This is a genomic window from Pseudomonas sp. JUb42 (genome assembly GCF_024807945.1).
Lineage (GTDB): Bacteria > Pseudomonadota > Gammaproteobacteria > Pseudomonadales > Pseudomonadaceae > Aquipseudomonas.
On record NZ_JANUFD010000008.1, the window covers coordinates 45,447 to 63,960 of the forward strand.

The following is an 18,514-nucleotide window of genomic DNA, read 5'->3' on the forward strand; positions in this document are numbered from 1 at the left end:
TCAAATCAACCGGGAGGTACCTGATGGAAGGCGATGGGCTGAAGCGCTACGCACATGTAGCGAAGGATTTGATGGAGTCGATCGGCAGAGGCCGCTATCCGATCGGCTCGTTGCTGCCCACGGAGTTCGAGCTGTGCGCCATCTATCAGGCGAGCCGCCATACCGTCCGCGCGGCGATCAGCCAGCTGGAAGGCCAGGGCATGGTCTCGAGAAGAAAGCGCGTCGGCACCCGGGTCGAAGCCTCCCAGCCGAGCAGCGGCTACACCCAGGCCATCGCCTCGGTGGCGGACCTGGTCAACGTTGCCGAATCCCACGTTCGGGACATTCATGGCGTCCGACATTTCGTCGCGGATATCGCCCTGGCCCGGCGCCTGGGCCTAGAGCCGGGCGGCCATTACTTTTGCGTGTCGAGCATCAAGGTCGACCGCAACGAGCGCGATGCGCCGCTGTGCTGGACCGATGTCTACGCCGACCGGCAATACGACGAAGTCATCCCCCAAGCCCATGAGCATCCCGACGAACTGATCGCCGCACTGATCGGCCGGGCGTTCTCACGGGATATTCATTCGGTCGATCAAGAGGTCAGGCCGGTGCAGTTGTCGGCGGAAATGGCGGCGAGCCTGAACGCCAAGCCGGGGTCGCTGGCGCTCAATATCATTCGTCAGTATCGCGATGGCCAAGGTGGTTTGATTGCGGTTTCGGAGAACTTCTACCCGGCCGACAGGTTCACCCTGACCATGCAGATGAAGCGCGATGGGATGTAAGTTCCGAACTCGAACCCCGTACCAGGGCGTCCCCTCGCACTAATTGCGGGCACCACAAAAATAAATCCCGCAGCAGATCCTGCTGTAAAGGCGGTGCTAAACAGCATGTGCCGAACTGGCCCGCGCCTGTGCCGAAACGGCAATTGCCCGTAAGCAGGCCGTGATTCAACTTTGCCATCAACCGACTAGGTGACGATGGGTGAGGTGAGTTGATGAAAGGCATTGGTTTCAGTCGCAAAATTTTGATCGCCGCAGCCCTGATCGTCATTCTGGCCTTCAGTGCGTTTATTGCTGTCACCGACTACCGGCAGCGCCAGACCTTGCGCGGTGACGTCGACGCCAAGCTGCAGCAGCTGGGCATGTTGACCGCCCACGATATCCGCACCTGGCTGGAAAGCCGTATGCGCCTGATCGAGACCCTGGGCCAGCGCCTCAATGTCGAAGGGACTGACAACGCCAGTCTGCTCAAGACCATCAACCTGCCGGTGTATGCCGAGAACTTTCAGCTGATTTCCTACGGCGGCAGCGACGGTTCGATGTTCTCCCTGCCGGACAGCGTGCGCGCCCCGGACTACGACCCGCGCGTGCGGGTCTGGTACAAGGCGGCGCAAGAGCGCAAGCAGACGGTATTTACCGAACCCTATATCGCCGCATCGTCCGGGAAGATGGTGATGACCGTCGCGACCCCGGTGAAATATCAGGATCGTTTCGGCGTGGCCTGCGCCAACCTGTCCCTGGACGACTTGAGCAAGCTGATCAACACCCTCAATTTCGATGGCCATGGCTACGCCTTTATCGTCAGCGCCGACGGCAAGGTGTTGGTACATCCGGATGGCAAGTTCATCCTCAAGGATCTCAAGGACGTGTTCGGTACGGGCACGCAACTGCCTGCGCCGGGTGTGCGGGAGATCAGCGGCGCCAATGGCTCGCAGTTGGTGTCTTTCACTCATGTCGATGGGCTGGCGTCGGCCGATTGGTACGTGGCGATGGTCATCGACCAACAGGCTGCGTTTTCCATGCTCAGCGAGCTGCGCACTCTGGCAATCACGGCCACCCTGATTGCGGTGGTGATTATCATCCTGCTGCTCGGCGTGCTGATCCGCTGGCTAATGCGCCCGCTGCACGCCATGGGCCAGGCCCTGGAAGACATCGCCAATGGCGAAGGTGACCTGACCCAGCGCTTGCCGATCAATTCCCGGGATGAGTTCGGCGCGCTGGCGCAGTCGTTCAACCGTTTCCTCGAGTTCATTCAGATTTCGATTCGCGATGTGTCGGGCACCAGTTCCGCGCTCAATCAGGTGGCGGCCCAGGTGACCCGTGTGTCGCGCACGTCCATGAGCAATTCCGATGAGCAGGCGCGGCGCACCGAGAGCGTGGTGTCGGCCATTCACCAGTTGGGCGCGGCCTCGTCCGAGATCGCCCGTAATGCGGCGCTGGCGTCCCAGAGTTCGAGCCAGGCGCGAGCGCTGGTCGATGACGGGCAACAAGTGGTCGGCATGACCATCGAAGCGATCAATCGCTTGTCGAAAAACATCGACAAATCGCGCATCACCATCGAAAACCTCGCCACCCAGACTGGCGATATCGGCCAGATTCTCGAGGTCATCACCAGTATTTCCCAGCAGACCAACCTGCTGGCCTTGAACGCCGCCATCGAAGCGGCGCGGGCAGGCGAGGCGGGTCGGGGCTTTGCCGTGGTCGCCGATGAAGTGCGCAACCTGGCGCACCGCACCCAGGACTCGGCGCGGCAGGTGCAGGGGCTGATCGAGCAGTTGCAAGTCGGCGCACAAACCGCCGTGACGACCATGACCGAGAGTCAGCGTGAGAGCGAAACCAGCGTGACCGTGGCCAATCAGGCCGGCGAGCGGTTGAGCAAAGTGGCCCAGCGTATCGGCGAAATCGACGCGATGAACCAGACGGTGGCCGCCGCCACGGAAGAGCAGACCTGCGTGGTGTTGTCAGTCAACGACGACATCGCCCAGATCGACGCCCTGAACCGCCAGGGCATGGCCAACCTGCACTCGACCTTCGACGCCTGCGCCGAGCTTGAGCGCGAGGCCGTGCGCTTGCAGGGGTTGGTGGGGCATTTCAGGATCTGAGCGCACAGGTGTGTGTCGACCCGATTCGCGGGCAAGCCTCGCTCCAACAGATGGCGCTATCCGTTGGAGTGAGGCTTGCCCGCGAAGGCCTTGACGCGTTATGTCGGACACAACGCGTTGCCAGGTTCGCGGGCAAGCCCTGCTCCAACGGGTAGGGCGATCTGTTGGCGTGATCGGGCGGCATCCAACAGTGCGGCTCCCTCCTCAATGCGAATGCCGTGGCGCGCCGCTGCGGGCGATGACTTTCATGTGCAGGGTCGCCGGTTCCAGGCAGCCGCCTGTGGATAACTGGCCCACCAATTGCCGGTAGAGTTCCTGCCAGGGCGTTTGCGACGGCGGGAAGCTGGGCGTCCATTCGCTGCGGCGTTGCGCCAGTTCCTCCTCGTCCACCAATAGGTTTACCGAGCGTGCGTTGAGGTCGACGCGCAGGCGGTCATTGGTGCGCAGCAGCGCAATACCGCCCCCTACGGCGGCTTCCGGGGACATGTTGAGGATCGACGGGCTGGCCGAAGTACCGCTCTGGCGACCGTCGCCAAGGCAGGGCAGGGACTCGATGCCGCGTTTGATCAGGGCCGCAGGCGGGTCCATGTTCACCACTTCGGCGCTGCCGGGATAACCGACCGTGCCGGCGCCGCGAACCACCAGAATGCAGCGCTCGTCGATATCCAGTTCCGGGTCGTTGATGCGCGCGTGGTAATCCTCCGGCCCCTCGAAGACGATGGCCCGTGCTTCGAAGCTGTTCTCGGCGCCGGGTTCGGACAGGTAAGTCTTGCGGAACGCCTCGCCTACCACCGACATCTTCATGATCGCGCTATCGAAGAAATTGCCGCTGAGTACGATAAAGCCCGCGCTGTGTTTGAGCGGCGCGTCGTAGGGCAGGATGACGTCAGCATTGCTGGACAGGGAATTGCGCACGATTTCACCGATGCTCTTGCCGCTGACGGTGGCGCAGTCTTCATGCAGGCGCCCGGCCTTCTGCAGCTCGTGCATCACTGCAGGCACGCCGCCTGCGCGGTGGAAGCCTTCGCCCAGGTATTTGCCGGCTGGCATGCAGTTGACCAACAGCGGCACGTCCATGCCGATGCGTTGCCAGTCATCGAGGCTCAACTCGACGCCCATGTGTCGTGCGATGGCAATCAGGTGTGGCGGGCAGTTGCTTGAAGCGCCCAGTGCCGAGGCCACGGCGATGGCGTTCTCGAAGGCTTCGCGGGTCATGATCTGCGACGGCCGCACGTCTTGCAGCACCAGTTCGCAGATGCGCTTGCCGGTGGCATAAGCCATTTGCCCACGCTCACGATACGGGGCCGGAATGCTGGCGCAGCCGGGCAACGACATGCCCAAAGCCTCCGCCAGAGCGTTCATCGACAGGGCGGTGCCCATCGTGTTGCAGTGACCCACTGAAGGCGAGGCCGCCGTGGTCATTTCCATGAAGCCTTCGTAGTTGATCTCTTCGGCGGCGAGCAGCTTGCGCGCATGCCAGAGCACTGTGCCGGAGCCGATCAGTTCGCCCTTGTGGTGGCCGTCGAGCATCGGCCCGCCAGACAGAACGATGGCGGGCAGGTCGGTGGTGGCCGCAGCCATCAGGCACGCCGGCGTGGTCTTGTCGCAGCCGGTGGTCAGCACCACGCCATCCAGGGGGTAGCCGTGCAGGATTTCCACCAGGCCCAGGTACGCCAGGTTGCGGTCCAGGGCGGCGGTGGGGCGGCGGCTCTGTTCGGCGATCGGGTGGACCGGAAACTCCATCGGGATACCCCCCGCGTCGCGGATGCCGGCCTTGACCCGTTGGGCCAGTTCGATGTGATGGCGGTTGCAGGGCGTCAGGTCGCTGCCGGTCTGGGCGATGCCGATGATCGGCCTGCCGGACTGCAGTTCGTCCCGGGTCAGGCCGTAGTTCATGTAACGCTCGACATAGAGCGCGGTCATGTCGGCGTGGTCAGGGTCATCGAACCATTGCTGGCTGCGCAGGGGGCGTTTTGGGGGCAAGCTCATGATTGATGTCTCTCTTGTATTTATTGTGATTCGGTCGTGGCCGGTGGCGCTTGGGCTCAGCGGGTCAGTACGCCACGGGCAACCAGATTACGCAGCAGGGCGCTGACCCCGAAGGTCCAGGGCGTGGCCGCATCACTGTAGGTTACGTGGTTATGCAGGGCGCCGAGACGCGGACTGCTGATGCGCACCTGATCACCCTGCTTGTGGGTGAAACCGGCGCCAGGATGATCACGGTCTTCGGTAGGGGCGAACAGGGTGCCGAGAAACAGCACGAAACCGTCGGGATACTGGTGGTTGGCGTTGAGGGTTTGCCCGGCGATGTCCTGCGGGTCGCGGCTGATCTGGTCCATGGAGCTGGCGCCGTTGAGCAGATAGCCATCGCTGCCACGCACTTCGAGATCGATCACGCAGTTGCGCACGTCATCAAGGCTGAACTGCTCGTCGAACAGACGAATGAACGGGCCAATGGCGCAGGAGGCATTGTTGTCCTTGGCCTTGCTCAGCAGCAATGCGCTGCGACCTTCGAAGTCGCGCAGGTTGACGTCGTTGCCCAGTGTCGCGCCGTGAATCTGCCCGCGACTGTTGACCGCCAGCACCACTTCCGGCTCCGGGTTGTTCCACTGCGAGCTGGGGTGAATGCCGATATCGGCGGCGCTGCCCACGGCGGACAGGATCGGTGCCTTGGTGAAAATCTCGGCGTCGGGGCCAATGCCCACCTCCAGATACTGCGACCACATGCCTTGTTCGATCAGCAGTGCTTTGAGGCGCATGGCCTGCTCGGAACCCGGTTTGACCGCGCGCAGATTGTCACCGATGACGCTGCGCACCGTGGCACGCACCCCTTCGGCCCTGGCCGCGTCGCCGCCGGCTTTTTCCTCGATGACCCGCTCGATCATGCTCGCGGCGAAGGTCACGCCCGCGGCCTTGATCACTTGCAGATCCAGCGGCGGCAACAGGAAGGGCTTGCTCAGGTCGGCGTGGGCACCGGTATTGGCCAGCAGGTCTTCAGCGCTGCAAATAAAGCGGCCGGGGACTTCACGCACGGCCTTGAGTGGCGAGTCACTTTCCAGCAAGTCGCTCAGGGTGGCGAAATGCGCGGACAGGTCGAACACACCGTCGGCGCGCAACACCACGGGCGACGGCCCGGATACTTCGCCTGGCACCCAGGCACGGCCGATCAGTGTGGCTGACGGGCTGTCGTCGGGCAGGGTGTTTGCGCAGGTCAGTCTTATTGTTGTCATGGTGAAGAATTCCAGGGCCATAAAAGCTGCACGCTAGGTGGGCGCGCGGATAAACTCCAATGGCATATTCTCAATTATTGATAACCTGGCGTTATTGCCGGGCGGGGCGCTCCCATGTCGGACTTGTCGTTCTCCAACTTCTGCAACTGGCTGAAATTCCGGCATCTGGTACTCATCGATACCCTGGGCCGCACCCACAACATGCATCTGGCCGCCCAGCAGATGAACCTCAGCCAGCCCGCCCTGAGCAAGATGCTCAAGGAAATCGAAAGCCTGTTGGGTTTCACCCTTTTCGAACGCCTGCCGCGCAGCATGCTGCCCACGGCTCTGGGCGTGCAGGTGGTGCGTTATGCACAACTGGCGCTGAACGACGCGCGTACTTTCGTCGAGCAAATCAATAACCTCAGTGCCGGTGGCCATGGTCATCTCAAGGTGGGCGGTATCTTTGCCGCGACGGCCGTGGTGCTTCCTCAGGCTATCGTGCAGATCAAGGAGCGCTGGCCGTTGCTGGCCATCGAAGTGGTGGAGCAGACCAGCGACCACCTGATGGAAATGCTCGAAGAGCGCACGCTGGACCTTGCCATCGGCCGCTTCACCGACCAGGCCCAGCAACAACGCTACGACTTTCAGGAACTGGCGCCCGAGCCCTTCTGCATCGTGGTCAACAGCCGCCATCCGCTGTGCGATGCCGGGCCAATGACCCTGCAGCAATTGGTCGACTGGCCATGGATGCTTTATCCCAAGGGCACGCCGATTCGCGGGCGCATGGAGCAGGCGTTTGCCAGTGCCCAAGTGGATGTGCCGAGGAACACCATCGAAACCATTTCCATGCAGACCTTCCTCAAGGTGCTGCAAAGCGGCCCCATGATCGGCATGCTCCCCGACGCCATGGTGGCGCCGCATCTGGAGAGTGGCCTGCTGAAGATTCTCGATACGCCGCTGTACCTGACGCCCCAGTATTACGGGATCCTCACCCGTAAAGGCGAGCGCCTGAACGGCCCGGCGATGGAGTTTGCCGACATTCTTTTGGAGAACGCACGCCTGGCCCGGCAAGAGCAGGAGGGGCGTGGTGTAAGTCAATAACCAGACGTTATCAATTAATCCAAAAATGCCATTGGGATTGAATCGGACGCAGGCTTAGATTACCGGCCAATAACTATAAATGGTCAGGTATTCCCCATGTCCGATTCGTCCGGTCACAACTTCATTGCGGGTCGTCGCAGCGCGGCCGGCTCGGTGATCCTGCACAGCGTCGATGCCCGTACCGGGCACGCCTTCAGCGCTTTTCACCAGGCCACGCCGCAAGAAGTGGATGCCGCCTGCCTCGCTGCTGCCAGCGCCTATCCTGCCTACCGCGGCCTGCCCGCCGCCCGCCGCGCCGAATTTCTTGATGCCATCGCTGACGAACTGGATGCCCTTGGTGATGATTTCATTGCCCTGATCGGCCGGGAGACGGCTCTGCCAGCGGCGCGCCTGCAAGGTGAACGAGCGCGGACCAGCGGCCAGATGCGCTTGTTTGCCGCCACCCTGCGCCGTGGCGACTTCCAGGGTGCGCGGATCGATCAGGCACTGGCGCAGCGGACCCCGCTGCCGCGTGTCGACCTGCGCCAGTGCCGCCTGGGTGTCGGCCCGGTGGCGGTATTTGGCGCCAGTAACTTTCCGTTGGCGTTTTCCACCGCAGGCGGCGATACCGCCGCCGCACTGGCTGCCGGTTGCCCGGTGGTGTTCAAGGCCCACAGCGGGCATATGGCCACGGCCGAGCAGGTTGCTGCGGCGATCATTCGCGCGGCGGAAAAAACCGCCATGCCAGTTGGCGTGTTCAACATGATTTTCGGTGGTGGCGTAGGCGAGGCGCTGGTCAAGCACCCGGCGATCCAGGCGGTCGGTTTTACCGGTTCGCTCAGGGGTGGCCGCGCGCTATGCGATATGGCTGCTGCCCGGCCTCAGCCGATTCCGGTGTTTGCCGAAATGAGCAGCATCAACCCGGTCATCATCCTGCCCGAGGCGCTGGAGGTTCGCGGCGATGACATCGTCAGGGAGCTGAGCGCGTCGGTGGTGCAGGGTGTCGGGCAGTTCTGTACTAATCCGGGCCTGGTCATCGGCCTGCGCTCGCCAGCTTTCGACGGGTTTATCCAACGGCTTGCCGATGCCATGGCCGACCAGCCGACCCAGACCATGCTTAACGCGGGCACCTTGCGCAGTTATCAACAGGGTTGCGCCGCCTTGCTCAAACATTCCGGTGTTCGCCATCTGGCCGGTCAGGCGCAGGAAGGCAGCCAGGCTCAGGCGCAACTGTTCCAGGCCGACGCGAGCCTGCTATTGGACGGCGATGTGCTGCTGCAGGAAGAGATTTTCGGCCCGGCGACCATCGTTATCGAGGCGGCGGATATGCCGCAATTGCTGCAGTGTCTGCACGCCTTGCAGGGGCAACTGACGGCGACCCTGATTGGCGAGGCGGATGAACTTGGCCGCTGCGCCGAGGTGGTCGAAGTGCTGGAGCGCAAGGTCGGCCGGATCCTGATCAATGGTTACCCGACCGGTGTCGAGGTCTGCGAGGCCATGGTTCATGGCGGCCCTTATCCGGCCACATCGGATGCCCGTGGCACCTCGGTGGGCACCCTGGCCATCGATCGTTTTCTGCGCCCGGTGTGCTACCAGAATTTCCCTGATGCGCTATTGCCCGACGCCCTCAAGAACAGCAATCCGCTGGGCCTGACGCGCCTGGTCGATGGCCAGTTGACCGAGAAAACGCTGTAACGCAACGCCGCCTGGCCCCGTGCCCGGCACAGACCCATTCAATAAAAACAATCAGGCATGTAAACGTGCCCAAGGGTTAATCCCATGCAAACAAACGCCGAATACCAAGGCGCCAACGCGCCTGTTCACGACAGCGCCTTCGAGGACCGGACCTATCGCAAGGTCATCCTGCGCATCCTGCCGATCCTGTTGCTGTGCTACATGGCGGCCTATCTGGACCGGGTCAACGTAGGTTTCGCCAAGCTGGACATGCTTAGCGATCTGCAATTCAGCAACACGATCTACGCCTTGGGCGCCAGCGTATTCTTCTGGGGCTATTTCATCTTCGAAGTGCCGAGCAACATGTTGCTGCATCGCTTCGGCGCACGTTTCTGGATCGCCCGCATCATGCTCAGCTGGGCGGTGATCTCCATTGCCGTTGCATTCACCGCGCCTCTGGCGACGCTGTTTCACATCGAAACCAGCAGCATGTTCTACGTCCTGCGCTTTCTGCTCGGCATCTGCGAGGCCGGTTTCTTCCCCGGCGTGATCCTGTACCTCAACTACTGGTTCCCGACCCAACGGCAGAGCCGCGTGATGTCCGGTTTCCTCATGGCCATGCCCGTCAGCCTGACACTGGGCGGCATGGTCTCCGGCTGGCTGATGAGCAGCATGGCCGGGATCCAGGGCATGGCCGGCTGGCAATGGATGCTGATCATCGAGGGTATCCCGTCGGTCATCATGGCGTTCGTGGTCATTGCCTGCCTGTGCGACAACATCGACAAGGCCAAGTGGCTGTCGGCGGCAGAGAAAGCCATGCTCAAGGCCAATCTGCAGACTGACAGCACGGGCAAGGTGACCCGTATCAGCGAAGTCTTCCTCAACCCGCGGGTGTGGCTGCTGGTGCTGATTCTGCTGACTTTCAACACCGGCTTCTATGGCCTGGCGTTCTGGATGCCGTCGATCATCAAAAGCACCGGCATCACCAGTACCGTGCAGATTGGCCTGCTGACCGCGATTCCTTACGGTGTGGCGACGGTGATCATGCTGCTCAATGCCCGGCATTCCAACCGGACCGGCGAGCGTCGCCTGCATGCGGCGATTCCGGCTTTCATCGGTTGTATCGGCCTGATCCTCAGTGCGTTTTTCGCCCATAACCTGGTGCTGTCGGTGCTGTTCCTGACCGTGGCCGCTTCGGGGATTCTCAGCCTCATGCCGATCTTCTGGACCCTGCCGGGCTCGCTGCTGTCGGGCGCCGCTGCTGCGGCCGGGATCGGCATGATTAACGCCATCGGCAACCTGTCCGGGTTTACCGGCTCGATGATCACGGCTGTGGCCGAGAACCTGACCGGCGACATCAATAACGGCACCTACGTGCTGGCGCTGTGCCTGTTGGTCAGCGGCGGGCTGATCCTGGCGATTCCTGGCAGCATGCTGGGCAGGAAAGACGACGCCCGGCCGGTGCTGCCCACTTCTCTGAATATGGAAAAAGCCTGATGAAGAACAAGCGCGTGCTGATCACTGCGGGCGGCCAGGGCATCGGCCTGGCCAGCGTCAAGGCCTTTGTCGCCGCTGGCGCGCAGGTGATCGCCACGGACATCGACATTCGCGCGCTTGAAGCCATCGAAGGGCTGCAGGCCCTGCGTCTGGACGTGACCAGCCCCGAGGACATCATTGCCGCCAGTGAATCGATCGGCGCCATCGATGTGCTGTTCAACTGCGCGGGCTACGTGCATTCGGGCAGCATTCTTGAATGTGACGAGGCGGCCTGGAGCCGTTCTTTTGAGCTCAACGCCACGGCCATGTACCGCATGATCAAGGCGTTTCTGCCGGGCATGCTGACTCGTGGCGGTGGCTCGATCATCAATATGGCGTCGGTGGCGTCCAGCGTAAAAGGCGTGCCCAATCGTTTTGCCTACACTGCCAGCAAGGCTGCGGTGATCGGTCTGACTAAGTCTGTGGCTGCGGACTACATCGGCCAAGGCATTCGCTGTAACGCCATCTGCCCAGGTACGGTAGATTCACCTTCGTTGCGCCAGCGAATTGCCGAACAGGCCGCGCAACAGGGTGTCGATCAAGCGCAGATTTACCAGCAGTTCGTCGGCCGCCAACCCATGGGCCGCCTCGGCAGCGCTGAAGAAATCGCGCAATTGGCTGTTTATCTGGGCTCTGATGCCTCTTCTTACACAACCGGCGCCGTGCACATTATTGATGGCGGCATGAGCATCTGACCCCGGTTTGCCCTTTGACAGGAACAGGAGACCTCCATGAAATTGCTACGTTACGGCGACAAAGGTGCGGAAAAGCCCGGCCTGCTCGATGCCAACGGCCGGATCCGTGATTTGTCCGCCCATGTTGCCGATATTGCCGGTGATGTCCTCACTCCGTCCGGTCTGGCTGCCTTGGCCGCACTGGATCCGGCCAGCCTGCCACTGGTGGCCGGGCAGCCGCGGATCGGTGCCTGTGTAGGGCAGATCGGAAAGTTCGTCTGTATCGGTCTGAACTACGCCGACCATGCCGCCGAAGCCAATATGGAGGTGCCCAAGGAGCCGATCATCTTCAACAAGTGGACCAGCGCCATCAACGGTCCCAACGACGACGTGGAGATACCGCGCGGCTCGGTCAAAACCGACTGGGAAGTCGAGTTGGGCGTGGTGATCGGCAAGGGCGGGCGCAATATCGACGAAGCCAATGCCCTGGAGCATGTGGCCGGTTACTGCGTGATCAACGATGTGTCCGAGCGTGAATGGCAACTGGAACGCGGCGGCACCTGGGACAAAGGCAAGGGCTTCGATACCTTCGGCCCCATCGGCCCTTGGCTGGTGACCCGTGACGAAGTCGCCGACCCGCACAACCTCGACCTGTGGCTGGAAGTGGACGGCCATCGCTATCAGCAGGGCAACACCCGCACGTTGATCTTCAACGTGCCGCAACTGGTGGCCTACCTGAGCCGCTGCATGAGCCTGCAACCGGGCGACGTGATCTCCACCGGCACGCCGCCGGGCGTCGGCATGGGTGTCAAGCCGCAGCCGGTGTTCCTGCGCGCCGGGCAGCGTATGCGCCTGGGGATCGAAGGCTTGGGCGAGCAGCAGCAGTTGACGGTCCAGGCAGACTAAGCGTTCAGCCATTTCTCGTAAGCGGCCGGCCACTCCATCGTGGGGGTGCCCGGCCTGCCCAGACCAAAGCCATGGCCACCACTGGCATAGCGGTGCATCTCCACGGCGACATGGTCATGTTCGCAGGCTGCGGCCATGATCAGGGTGTTGGCCGGGTCGGAGATCGGGTCATCTTCCGCTTGCGCCAGGAACATGCGTGGCGTGCGTGAGGTGACCCGGGTCTGCACCGACCACTTGGCATCCTCGGCCTCAGGGGCATGAGGCCCGACCAGCAGTTTATGGGTCGAGGTCTTGTCGTAGGGCGGCAGCAGGGTGATGATCGGGTAGATCAGGGCGGCGGCATCGGCGACCGCCGGGGTCGAGTCCAGATGATCCCGGGGCGCGTAGGTTGCTTCGCCCGTCGCGGTGACGGCCATGCCGAGCAAATGCCCACCTGCGGAAAAGCCCAGCACACTGACCTGTTTTTCCCGGCTGCGAATAATGCGCAGGGCACGTTGGGCGTCTTGCAGCGAGACCTTGTTGCCGTCTGCCCAGCCTTCACCGGGTAGGCGATAGCTGAGCACATAAGCGGTATAGCCTCGTGCCGTCAGCCACTGCGCAGCGGGCCAGGCTTCCATGCCCATCTCCATGCGTTTATAGCCACCCCCTGCGGCGACCAGTACGGCCTTGCCGTTCGGGCGCTCGGGTTTGAAGACTCGCAGTGACGGGCGAGAAACGTTGGTCAGCGCGCCTTTGGCCGAGACAATTTCATCGCCTGTCGGGCCGCCACCCCCAGGTGGAGTACCTGCCCACAGGAGGATTTTTGCACCTTCGCTGTCAGGGATAATCAGGCTGGCGTTGGCCATGGACATGCGCAGCGCGATCAGCGCGGCGGTCGAGCAGGTGAGGAAATTTCGACGGTTCATACGGCCCCCAGAAAATATTTCGAAATATCTACCATGGAACGGCGGGGTGGGGATGCTTTTCGCGGGTTTGTTCAGCCAAGCGACTGTATCGCAATACACCTTCGCAGGCAGGGCGTTAGCAAATACTGTGGGAGCGAATTCATTCGCGAATTGGCCCTCACATCCCATGCATTTTTATCGTCTGTCATTCCGCTTTCGCGAATGAATTCGCTCCCACAGAGTTGCGGTGATTCAGTAGGATTTACGTTCTTTGATAAGGGCGGTTTAAGCCTCAGGCGCAAATGTTTCATTGGCACCCGCACACTCAATCAACCACTGCTTCAAGATCGCAGCCGCCGGGCGCAACGCGATCTGACGATGGTGGACCAGGTAGTAACCCTTGTTCAGCGGCAAACGCAACTCCAGTGGCTCACACAGCGAGCCGTTTTGCCGCTCGGTCTCGGTCAGCACCGCGCTGCTGAGGATGACTCCCTGACCATGGCGCGCCGTTTCGATGGCCAGGATCGATTGATCGAAATGCTGGCAGGGAATGGCCGCGATCTGCGCTTCGGTCAGCTGCGTGTAGTGCTTGAACCAGGGCTGCCAGTGGGGCAGCAGGGTGGTGTTGAGCAGCGTGGCGCGGACCAGATCCTCGGGGCGCTGCAAGTCGAGTTTGCGCGCGTATTCCGGCGAGCAGTACAGGCGCGCTTCATCCTGGTGGAGCAGGGTCGAGTCGAGGGTCGGATCCTTGCCATCGAAATAGCGGATCGCCAGATCAACCCGATCACGCTCGAAGTCGACCAGTACCGTGGACGCACTCAGGTGCAGGGAAATATCCGGCCTGAAACTGAGGAAGTTACCCATCCGCGAGGCAAACCACTTCGCCGCCAGGGTCGGCGGCATGGACAACCACACCTCATTCACGTTGCGCAGACGCAACTCGTTGCTGGCCTGCTGGATGCGTTGCAGCGCCGGCTGAATCGCCGCCCAGTAGTTCAGCGCATCGAGGGTCGGCTGCACCTGGCGCACCGAGCGGATGAACAGCGACATGCCCAGCCACTCTTCGAGTTTCTGGATCTGCTGGCCGACCGCGCCCGGTGTGACATGCAGCTCATGGGCCGCAGCGCTGAAGCTGTTGTGCTTCATCGCCGCATCGAACGCGAGAAGGGCCTTAAGTGGCGGGAGATGTTTCATGGTGAAGTTTTTCTACGCTATGGAGGTTTTTTAATCGTTTGCCGCGCTCAGTCTCAACCACGTAGATTGCCAGATCAATGCCTATCCAGAGTTTGCCATGAACAAGTTTGCCTATCCTGCCTTTGCCCTGCTCGGGGTGATCTGGGGGACCAATTTCATTTTTACCAAGTGGGCGTCCGAGCTGATTTCGCCCATGCAGATCGTCTTGCTGCGGGTGATCTTCGGTTTCGTCCCGGTGCTGATTCTGGCGCTGTCGCGGCGGGCGTTGCAGTGGTCTCATTTGCGCTATGTCCACCACTTTTTCGTCATGTCACTGCTGGCCACGGCGCTGTATTACCTGGCGTTCGCCAAGGGTGCGGTGCTGCTGCCTTCAGGTATTGCCGGAATGCTCAGCGGCGCGATTCCGCTGTTTGCCTTCCTGACTGCCTTTGTTTTCTTGCGCCAGGAACCGATCAATCGCCTGACGGTGGCAGGGTTGTTGATCGGGTTTGTCGGCGTGCTGCTGATCGCCCGGCCGTGGAGCGCTGCGGGTGACGGCGTTTCGGTGACGGGCGTGCTGTATATGGTGGCGGGGTCGTTCAGCCTGGGCTGCTCGTTCGTCTACGCGCGTAAATTCCTCATGGACAAAAACCTCTCGCCCCTGGCCCTGTGCACCTACCAGATCGGCCTGGCGCTATTGGTGCTGCTGGCGACCACCAACTTTGATGGTATCGAACGCATCACCACTGATCATGTGGCATTGGGCGGCCTGATATTCGGCCTGGGCATCAGCGGCACCGGTGTAGCCTACGTGCTGTATTACTTTCTGGTGCAGCAGTTGGGTGCGCTCAAGGCCGCCGGTGTGACCTACATTCCACCGGTCGTGGCCCTGGCGATTGGCGCCCTGCTGGTTCACGAACCCTTGAAGATTCAGGACGTGCTGGCGCTGGGGTTCATCATCGTCGGGGTCTATGTGCTGCAAACCGGCAAGACCGCGCCCTTGCCCGCGACGGCGGTGGATACATGAGGGTGACCGGGTTTTGATTGCTTGCCCTGGGCAAAGGCACTAGCGTGAGCGTCCGCGCTTTTACCTTCCCCAAGGAGGCGAGGATCAAGGCCGCTTTCGAGCGGCCTTTTTTATTGGCGCAGTGGCTGCGCATTTGTGCTGCAAACAGGCAATCTGTAGGACCGGCTTTAGCCGGGAGGACGCTCTCGCGGCTAAAGCCGCTCCTACGCAGAGAAGCGTTCTACTCAGCCAACCACCCGTCTATACCGCTCTCCCATCTCTCGAATCTGCTCATTCTTTGAAGCCAATAACACCGGCCCGGCCGCCTCCAAAAATCCCGGCGTCGCCGTCTCCAGCGCACGCCCCAGCCACAAGCAGGCGTCGTCGTATCGACCCTGTTCGGCCAATACGGCGGCATGGTTGTACTGCCCGCGAAAGTCCCCGCCCTCAGCTGCCAGCAGATACCAGTGCTGCGCCTGTTCCTCGTTGCGTTCCACCACCACGCCCTCATGGTGAAAGCGCCCCAGCAGGTTCATGGACTTGGCGTGGCCCATGGCGGCGGCCTGTTGGAACAGGGCGTAGGCGGCGCTCATGTCTGGCGCCACACCGCGACCACGGGTCAGCAACTGGCCGTAGTTGTACAACCCCCAATCCAGCCCGAGGTCGGCGGCCTGCCGGTAGTGCTGCGCCGCGCCCGTCAGATCGATCTCGCAACCCCAGCCATTCTCCAGGCAGCGCCCGACCATATTGCCGGCCATGGCATGGCCCTGCCGGGCAGCGATGCGAAACCAGGTCAGGGCCAGTGCCGGATCACGGGCGATGCCGGTGCCGTCGAGCAGCAACTGGCCGAGGGTGGTCTGGGCATCGAGGTCTCCCAGTTCGGCAGCGCGCATGACTGCCTTGGCGTAAGCGCGGGGGTCGTCGTGGATCGAGCGTTGAGTGTTCATGAGTGGCCGTCAGATGGCGCAGGGCGGGGCGAATCCCGGCCTGTATCGGATTTGTAGTATGTCAAAAATATTTGTTACAAATTACTTTGTTTGAGATTGGTTTTCAATTACGATCGCGCCGCATTTACATTTCGGGGAGGAAATTAAATGACTTCAAGAACGGATTCGGCGCTGCTTTCACAGCGTCATTTGCTGGCATCTGCGGTCGGGTTGGCCGTCGCAGCGCAAGCAGGTTTTACCTACGCAGACGACGCTGTGAAAAAGGGCGCCGTAGAACTGGGCGCAACCAGCATTGAAGGTCAGGCCGACGCCACTGGCGGTGGTTACAACCCGGTGGCGCCGGCTTCGGCCAAGTACACCGAGCCACTGCGCGATACCCCGCAGACGATCACCATCATCCCCAAAGAGGTGATCCAGGATCAGAACCTGCTGACCATGCGCGATATCCTCAGCACCGTGCCAGGCATCACTTTTGGTGCCGGTGAAGGTGGCAGCGGCTACGGCGACAGCATCAACCTGCGTGGTTTCTCGGCCAGCAACGACATCTACGTCGATGGCGTGCGCGACAGCGCCCAGTACAGCCGCACCGATCCGTTCAACCTGCAACAAGTGGAAGTGGTCAACGGCGCAAGTTCCGTCTACTCGGGTTCAGGCTCCGTGGGCGGGACCATCAATATCGTGACCAAGCAGCCCGAGCTGCATGACAAGACCACGATCAGCGCCGGTGTCGGTACCGACAACTACAAGCGCATCACCCTGGACAGCAATCAGAAGCTCAACGACACCACCGCGTTTCGTCTGAACCTGATGGCCCACGGCAACGATGCGCCGGGTCGTGACTACGAAGACTACGAGCGCTGGGGTATCGCCCCGTCCATCGCCTTCGGCCTGGGCACCGACACCCGCGTCACCGCCAGCTACGAGCACCAGAAAGACGACAACCTGCCGCAATACGGTGTCCCGATCTACAACGGCAAGCTGCTGCCGGGCGTAGGGACCAGCGATTACTACGGCTACCACAACATGAACAAGCAGGAAATCACCACCGACGCCTTCAGCCTGAAGCTCGAGCATGATTTCAACGACAATGTCTCGGTACGCAACTTCAGCCGCGTGGCCCGTGTCCGTCAGGACCTGCGTGCATCCGGTCCGGAAGGCGCGTCCACCGCCTGCCTGGCCAGCGGTCGTCAGCCAAATGGTGCCGCCTGTGCCGCCGGCCTGGCGCCGGGCTACTTCCAGCCAAGCGGCGGTTCCCTGGGTAACGCTCGGGACACCGAGAACAAGATCTTCACCAACCAGACCGACGTGACCACGCGCTTCGCCACCGGCTTCATCGATCACACTCTGGTGACCGGTGTGGCGCTGACCCGTGAAGAGTACGAGGCCAATACCGGCAACTGGCTGCGTACCGGTTCCGGCGCAACCATCGTTCCGCCACCGGTGAGCATCAGCGACCCTAACTCCTACTGGGCTGGGGCGCACAACTTCGTGCGCAGCGCCCAGGTCAACGGTGAGCTGAACAACCGCGCCGCTTATGCTTTCGATACGCTCAAGTTCAACGAGCAATGGGCGCTCAACGGCGGCGTGCGCTATGAGCGTAACGACGGCAGCTCGGTCACCGACGCCTATGCCACCAACGGTGTGGTAACGCCAGGTTCGCGCTTCCACAACACCGATGACCTGACGTCCTATCGTCTGGCCTTGGTCTACAAGCCGGCGGAAAACGGCAGTGTCTATGTCGCCTACGGCAACACCAAGACGCCGTCCCAGGCCACCGTCAATGGCGGTTGCTATACGGCGGCGCGGGGTACGACTGCGGCGTCCAACAACTGTAATGCTGATCCGGAGAAATCCATCAGCTACGAAATCGGCACCAAGTGGGACTTCTTCAACAATGCCCTGTCCCTCACCGGCTCGGTATTCCGCAACGATCGCACCAACTACAAAGTGGCCAGCAACGACCCGAGCAACCTGACGGGCGAGCAGACCCTTGATGGCCAGGCACGCGTCGATGGCGCTTCCCTGGGGCTGACGGGCGCGATCACGGATAAGTGGAAGGTCTTCGCCAACTACACCTACCTGCACACCGAAGTGCTGCAGAGCGTCAGCGATTTCACCAAGCTGACCACCGGTGTCGATGCGCAGAAGGGCAAGCCGCTGACCTTCACGCCGAAGAACGCTGCGAGCATCTGGACCACCTACGATCTGCCGTACAACTTCCAGGTCGGCTACGGTCTGACCACCCAGAGCAAGCAGTACCTGGCCAGCGCCGATGCCGCACCGACTTCGTCGGGCTACACCGTGCACCGCGCCATGGTGGCCTACAAGGTCAACCGCAACCTGGGCCTGCGTCTGAACGTCAACAACCTGTTCGACAAGGACTACCTGACCCGCATCCGCAACAACGGCTGGGCGACACCGGGCGATGCCCGTGCCGCGGTGCTGTCGGCTGACTACACCTTCTAACCGACGCCGTAACAACACAAAGCCCCTGCGGTTGTAGCCGCAGGGGCTTTGTTGTTAATACCCGTTAGAGCGAGGCTTGCCCGCGAACCAAAC

At 61.7% G+C, this 18,514-nt stretch carries 14 protein-coding genes and 1 pseudogene; 10 read left to right on the forward strand and 5 right to left on the reverse strand.

Going from position 1 to position 18,514, the window contains the following annotated elements; translation table 11 throughout:
• The first annotated feature begins 23 nt into the window (after positions 1 to 23).
• The 3 genes and pseudogenes from M2401_RS16930 (at position 24) to M2401_RS34560 (ending at position 2,863) form a co-directional block, all read left to right on the forward strand.
• Positions 24 to 764 (forward strand): GntR family transcriptional regulator, encoded by a 741-nt coding sequence (locus tag M2401_RS16930; RefSeq protein ID WP_259104556.1) that lies wholly within the window; start codon positions 24 to 26, stop codon positions 762 to 764.
• A gap of 212 nt (positions 765 to 976) precedes the next feature.
• Positions 977 to 1,996: pseudogene (locus M2401_RS34555) on the forward strand (cache domain-containing protein); the annotation flags it as partial.
• Positions 1,997 to 2,098: 102 nt separating this feature from the next.
• Complete coding sequence (locus M2401_RS34560; protein ID WP_409033944.1) at positions 2,099 to 2,863, forward strand: methyl-accepting chemotaxis protein; 765 nt, start codon at positions 2,099 to 2,101, stop codon at positions 2,861 to 2,863.
• Positions 2,864 to 3,067: 204 nt separating this feature from the next.
• Here the strand turns inward: M2401_RS34560 and M2401_RS16940 are convergent, their stop codons facing one another.
• On the reverse strand, positions 3,068 to 4,852 hold the full coding sequence (locus tag M2401_RS16940; protein WP_259104559.1) for an IlvD/Edd family dehydratase: 1,785 nt from the start codon (positions 4,850 to 4,852) through the stop codon (positions 3,068 to 3,070).
• A 56-nt stretch (positions 4,853 to 4,908) separates the two neighbouring features.
• Positions 4,909 to 6,093, reverse strand: coding sequence for a fumarylacetoacetate hydrolase family protein (locus M2401_RS16945; RefSeq protein WP_259104561.1), 1,185 nt, complete (start codon positions 6,091 to 6,093; stop codon positions 4,909 to 4,911).
• Positions 6,094 to 6,207: 114 nt separating this feature from the next.
• On the opposite strand from M2401_RS16945, the gene M2401_RS16950 reads away from it, so the two are divergent.
• From M2401_RS16950 to M2401_RS16970, 5 genes are all read left to right on the forward strand, one after another.
• A complete protein-coding gene (locus M2401_RS16950; protein WP_259104562.1) occupies positions 6,208 to 7,176 on the forward strand; it encodes a LysR family transcriptional regulator in 969 nt (322 codons plus the stop codon).
• Between the two features lie 96 nt (positions 7,177 to 7,272).
• Positions 7,273 to 8,850, forward strand: a complete 1,578-nt coding sequence (locus M2401_RS16955) for an aldehyde dehydrogenase (NADP(+)) (protein ID WP_259104564.1) — start codon at positions 7,273 to 7,275, stop codon at positions 8,848 to 8,850.
• An 84-nt stretch (positions 8,851 to 8,934) separates the two neighbouring features.
• Positions 8,935 to 10,326 carry an MFS transporter gene (locus M2401_RS16960; protein WP_259104565.1) on the forward strand — a complete coding sequence of 464 codons (1,392 nt, stop codon included), beginning with the start codon at positions 8,935 to 8,937 and terminating at the stop codon, positions 10,324 to 10,326.
• Positions 10,326 to 11,060, forward strand: coding sequence for an SDR family oxidoreductase (locus M2401_RS16965; protein ID WP_259104567.1), 735 nt, complete (start codon positions 10,326 to 10,328; stop codon positions 11,058 to 11,060). The genes M2401_RS16960 and M2401_RS16965 overlap by 1 nt, the downstream gene beginning before the upstream one ends.
• 36 nt (positions 11,061 to 11,096) lie before the next feature.
• The gene (locus M2401_RS16970) at positions 11,097 to 11,945 is read left to right on the forward strand and encodes an ureidoglycolate lyase (RefSeq protein WP_259104569.1); all 849 of its coding nucleotides are present in this window, start codon (positions 11,097 to 11,099) and stop codon (positions 11,943 to 11,945) included.
• Here the strand turns inward: M2401_RS16970 and M2401_RS16975 are convergent.
• Both M2401_RS16975 and M2401_RS16980 read right to left on the reverse strand, forming a co-directional pair.
• On the reverse strand, positions 11,942 to 12,850 hold the full coding sequence (locus M2401_RS16975) for an alpha/beta hydrolase (RefSeq protein WP_259104570.1): 909 nt from the start codon (positions 12,848 to 12,850) through the stop codon (positions 11,942 to 11,944). The two genes, M2401_RS16970 and M2401_RS16975, sit on opposite strands and share 4 nt — an antisense overlap.
• 264 nt (positions 12,851 to 13,114) lie before the next feature.
• On the reverse strand, positions 13,115 to 14,023 hold the full coding sequence (locus M2401_RS16980; protein WP_259104572.1) for a LysR substrate-binding domain-containing protein: 909 nt from the start codon (positions 14,021 to 14,023) through the stop codon (positions 13,115 to 13,117).
• A gap of 97 nt (positions 14,024 to 14,120) precedes the next feature.
• Between M2401_RS16980 and M2401_RS16985 the strand changes: the two genes are divergently transcribed.
• The gene (locus tag M2401_RS16985; RefSeq protein WP_259104573.1) at positions 14,121 to 15,029 is read left to right on the forward strand and encodes a DMT family transporter; all 909 of its coding nucleotides are present in this window, start codon (positions 14,121 to 14,123) and stop codon (positions 15,027 to 15,029) included.
• A 224-nt stretch (positions 15,030 to 15,253) separates the two neighbouring features.
• Here the strand turns inward: M2401_RS16985 and M2401_RS16990 are convergent, their stop codons facing one another.
• Positions 15,254 to 15,955 (reverse strand): tetratricopeptide repeat protein, encoded by a 702-nt coding sequence (locus M2401_RS16990; RefSeq protein ID WP_259104574.1) that lies wholly within the window; start codon positions 15,953 to 15,955, stop codon positions 15,254 to 15,256.
• 147 nt (positions 15,956 to 16,102) lie between these two features.
• On the opposite strand from M2401_RS16990, the gene M2401_RS16995 reads away from it, so the two are divergent.
• Positions 16,103 to 18,421 carry a TonB-dependent siderophore receptor gene (locus M2401_RS16995; RefSeq protein WP_259104575.1) on the forward strand — a complete coding sequence of 773 codons (2,319 nt, stop codon included), beginning with the start codon at positions 16,103 to 16,105 and terminating at the stop codon, positions 18,419 to 18,421.
• Positions 18,422 to 18,514 lie beyond the last annotated feature (93 nt).

Bases quoted from the DNA above. Each gene is read 5' to 3' on its own strand.
- M2401_RS16930 (WP_259104556.1), top strand. From the start codon at position 24: ATGGAAGGCGATGGGCTGAAGCGCTACGCACATGTAGCGAAGGATTTG.
- M2401_RS34560 (WP_409033944.1), top strand. From the start codon at position 2,099: ATGAGCAATTCCGATGAGCAGGCGCGGCGCACCGAGAGCGTGGTGTCG.
- M2401_RS16940 (WP_259104559.1), bottom strand. From the start codon at position 4,852: ATGAGCTTGCCCCCAAAACGCCCCCTGCGCAGCCAGCAATGGTTCGAT.
- M2401_RS16945 (WP_259104561.1), bottom strand. From the start codon at position 6,093: ATGACAACAATAAGACTGACCTGCGCAAACACCCTGCCCGACGACAGC.
- M2401_RS16950 (WP_259104562.1), top strand. From the start codon at position 6,208: ATGTCGGACTTGTCGTTCTCCAACTTCTGCAACTGGCTGAAATTCCGG.
- M2401_RS16955 (WP_259104564.1), top strand. From the start codon at position 7,273: ATGTCCGATTCGTCCGGTCACAACTTCATTGCGGGTCGTCGCAGCGCG.
- M2401_RS16960 (WP_259104565.1), top strand. From the start codon at position 8,935: ATGCAAACAAACGCCGAATACCAAGGCGCCAACGCGCCTGTTCACGAC.
- M2401_RS16965 (WP_259104567.1), top strand. From the start codon at position 10,326: ATGAAGAACAAGCGCGTGCTGATCACTGCGGGCGGCCAGGGCATCGGC.
- M2401_RS16970 (WP_259104569.1), top strand. From the start codon at position 11,097: ATGAAATTGCTACGTTACGGCGACAAAGGTGCGGAAAAGCCCGGCCTG.
- M2401_RS16975 (WP_259104570.1), bottom strand. From the start codon at position 12,850: ATGAACCGTCGAAATTTCCTCACCTGCTCGACCGCCGCGCTGATCGCG.
- M2401_RS16980 (WP_259104572.1), bottom strand. From the start codon at position 14,023: ATGAAACATCTCCCGCCACTTAAGGCCCTTCTCGCGTTCGATGCGGCG.
- M2401_RS16985 (WP_259104573.1), top strand. From the start codon at position 14,121: ATGAACAAGTTTGCCTATCCTGCCTTTGCCCTGCTCGGGGTGATCTGG.
- M2401_RS16990 (WP_259104574.1), bottom strand. From the start codon at position 15,955: ATGAACACTCAACGCTCGATCCACGACGACCCCCGCGCTTACGCCAAG.
- M2401_RS16995 (WP_259104575.1), top strand. From the start codon at position 16,103: ATGACTTCAAGAACGGATTCGGCGCTGCTTTCACAGCGTCATTTGCTG.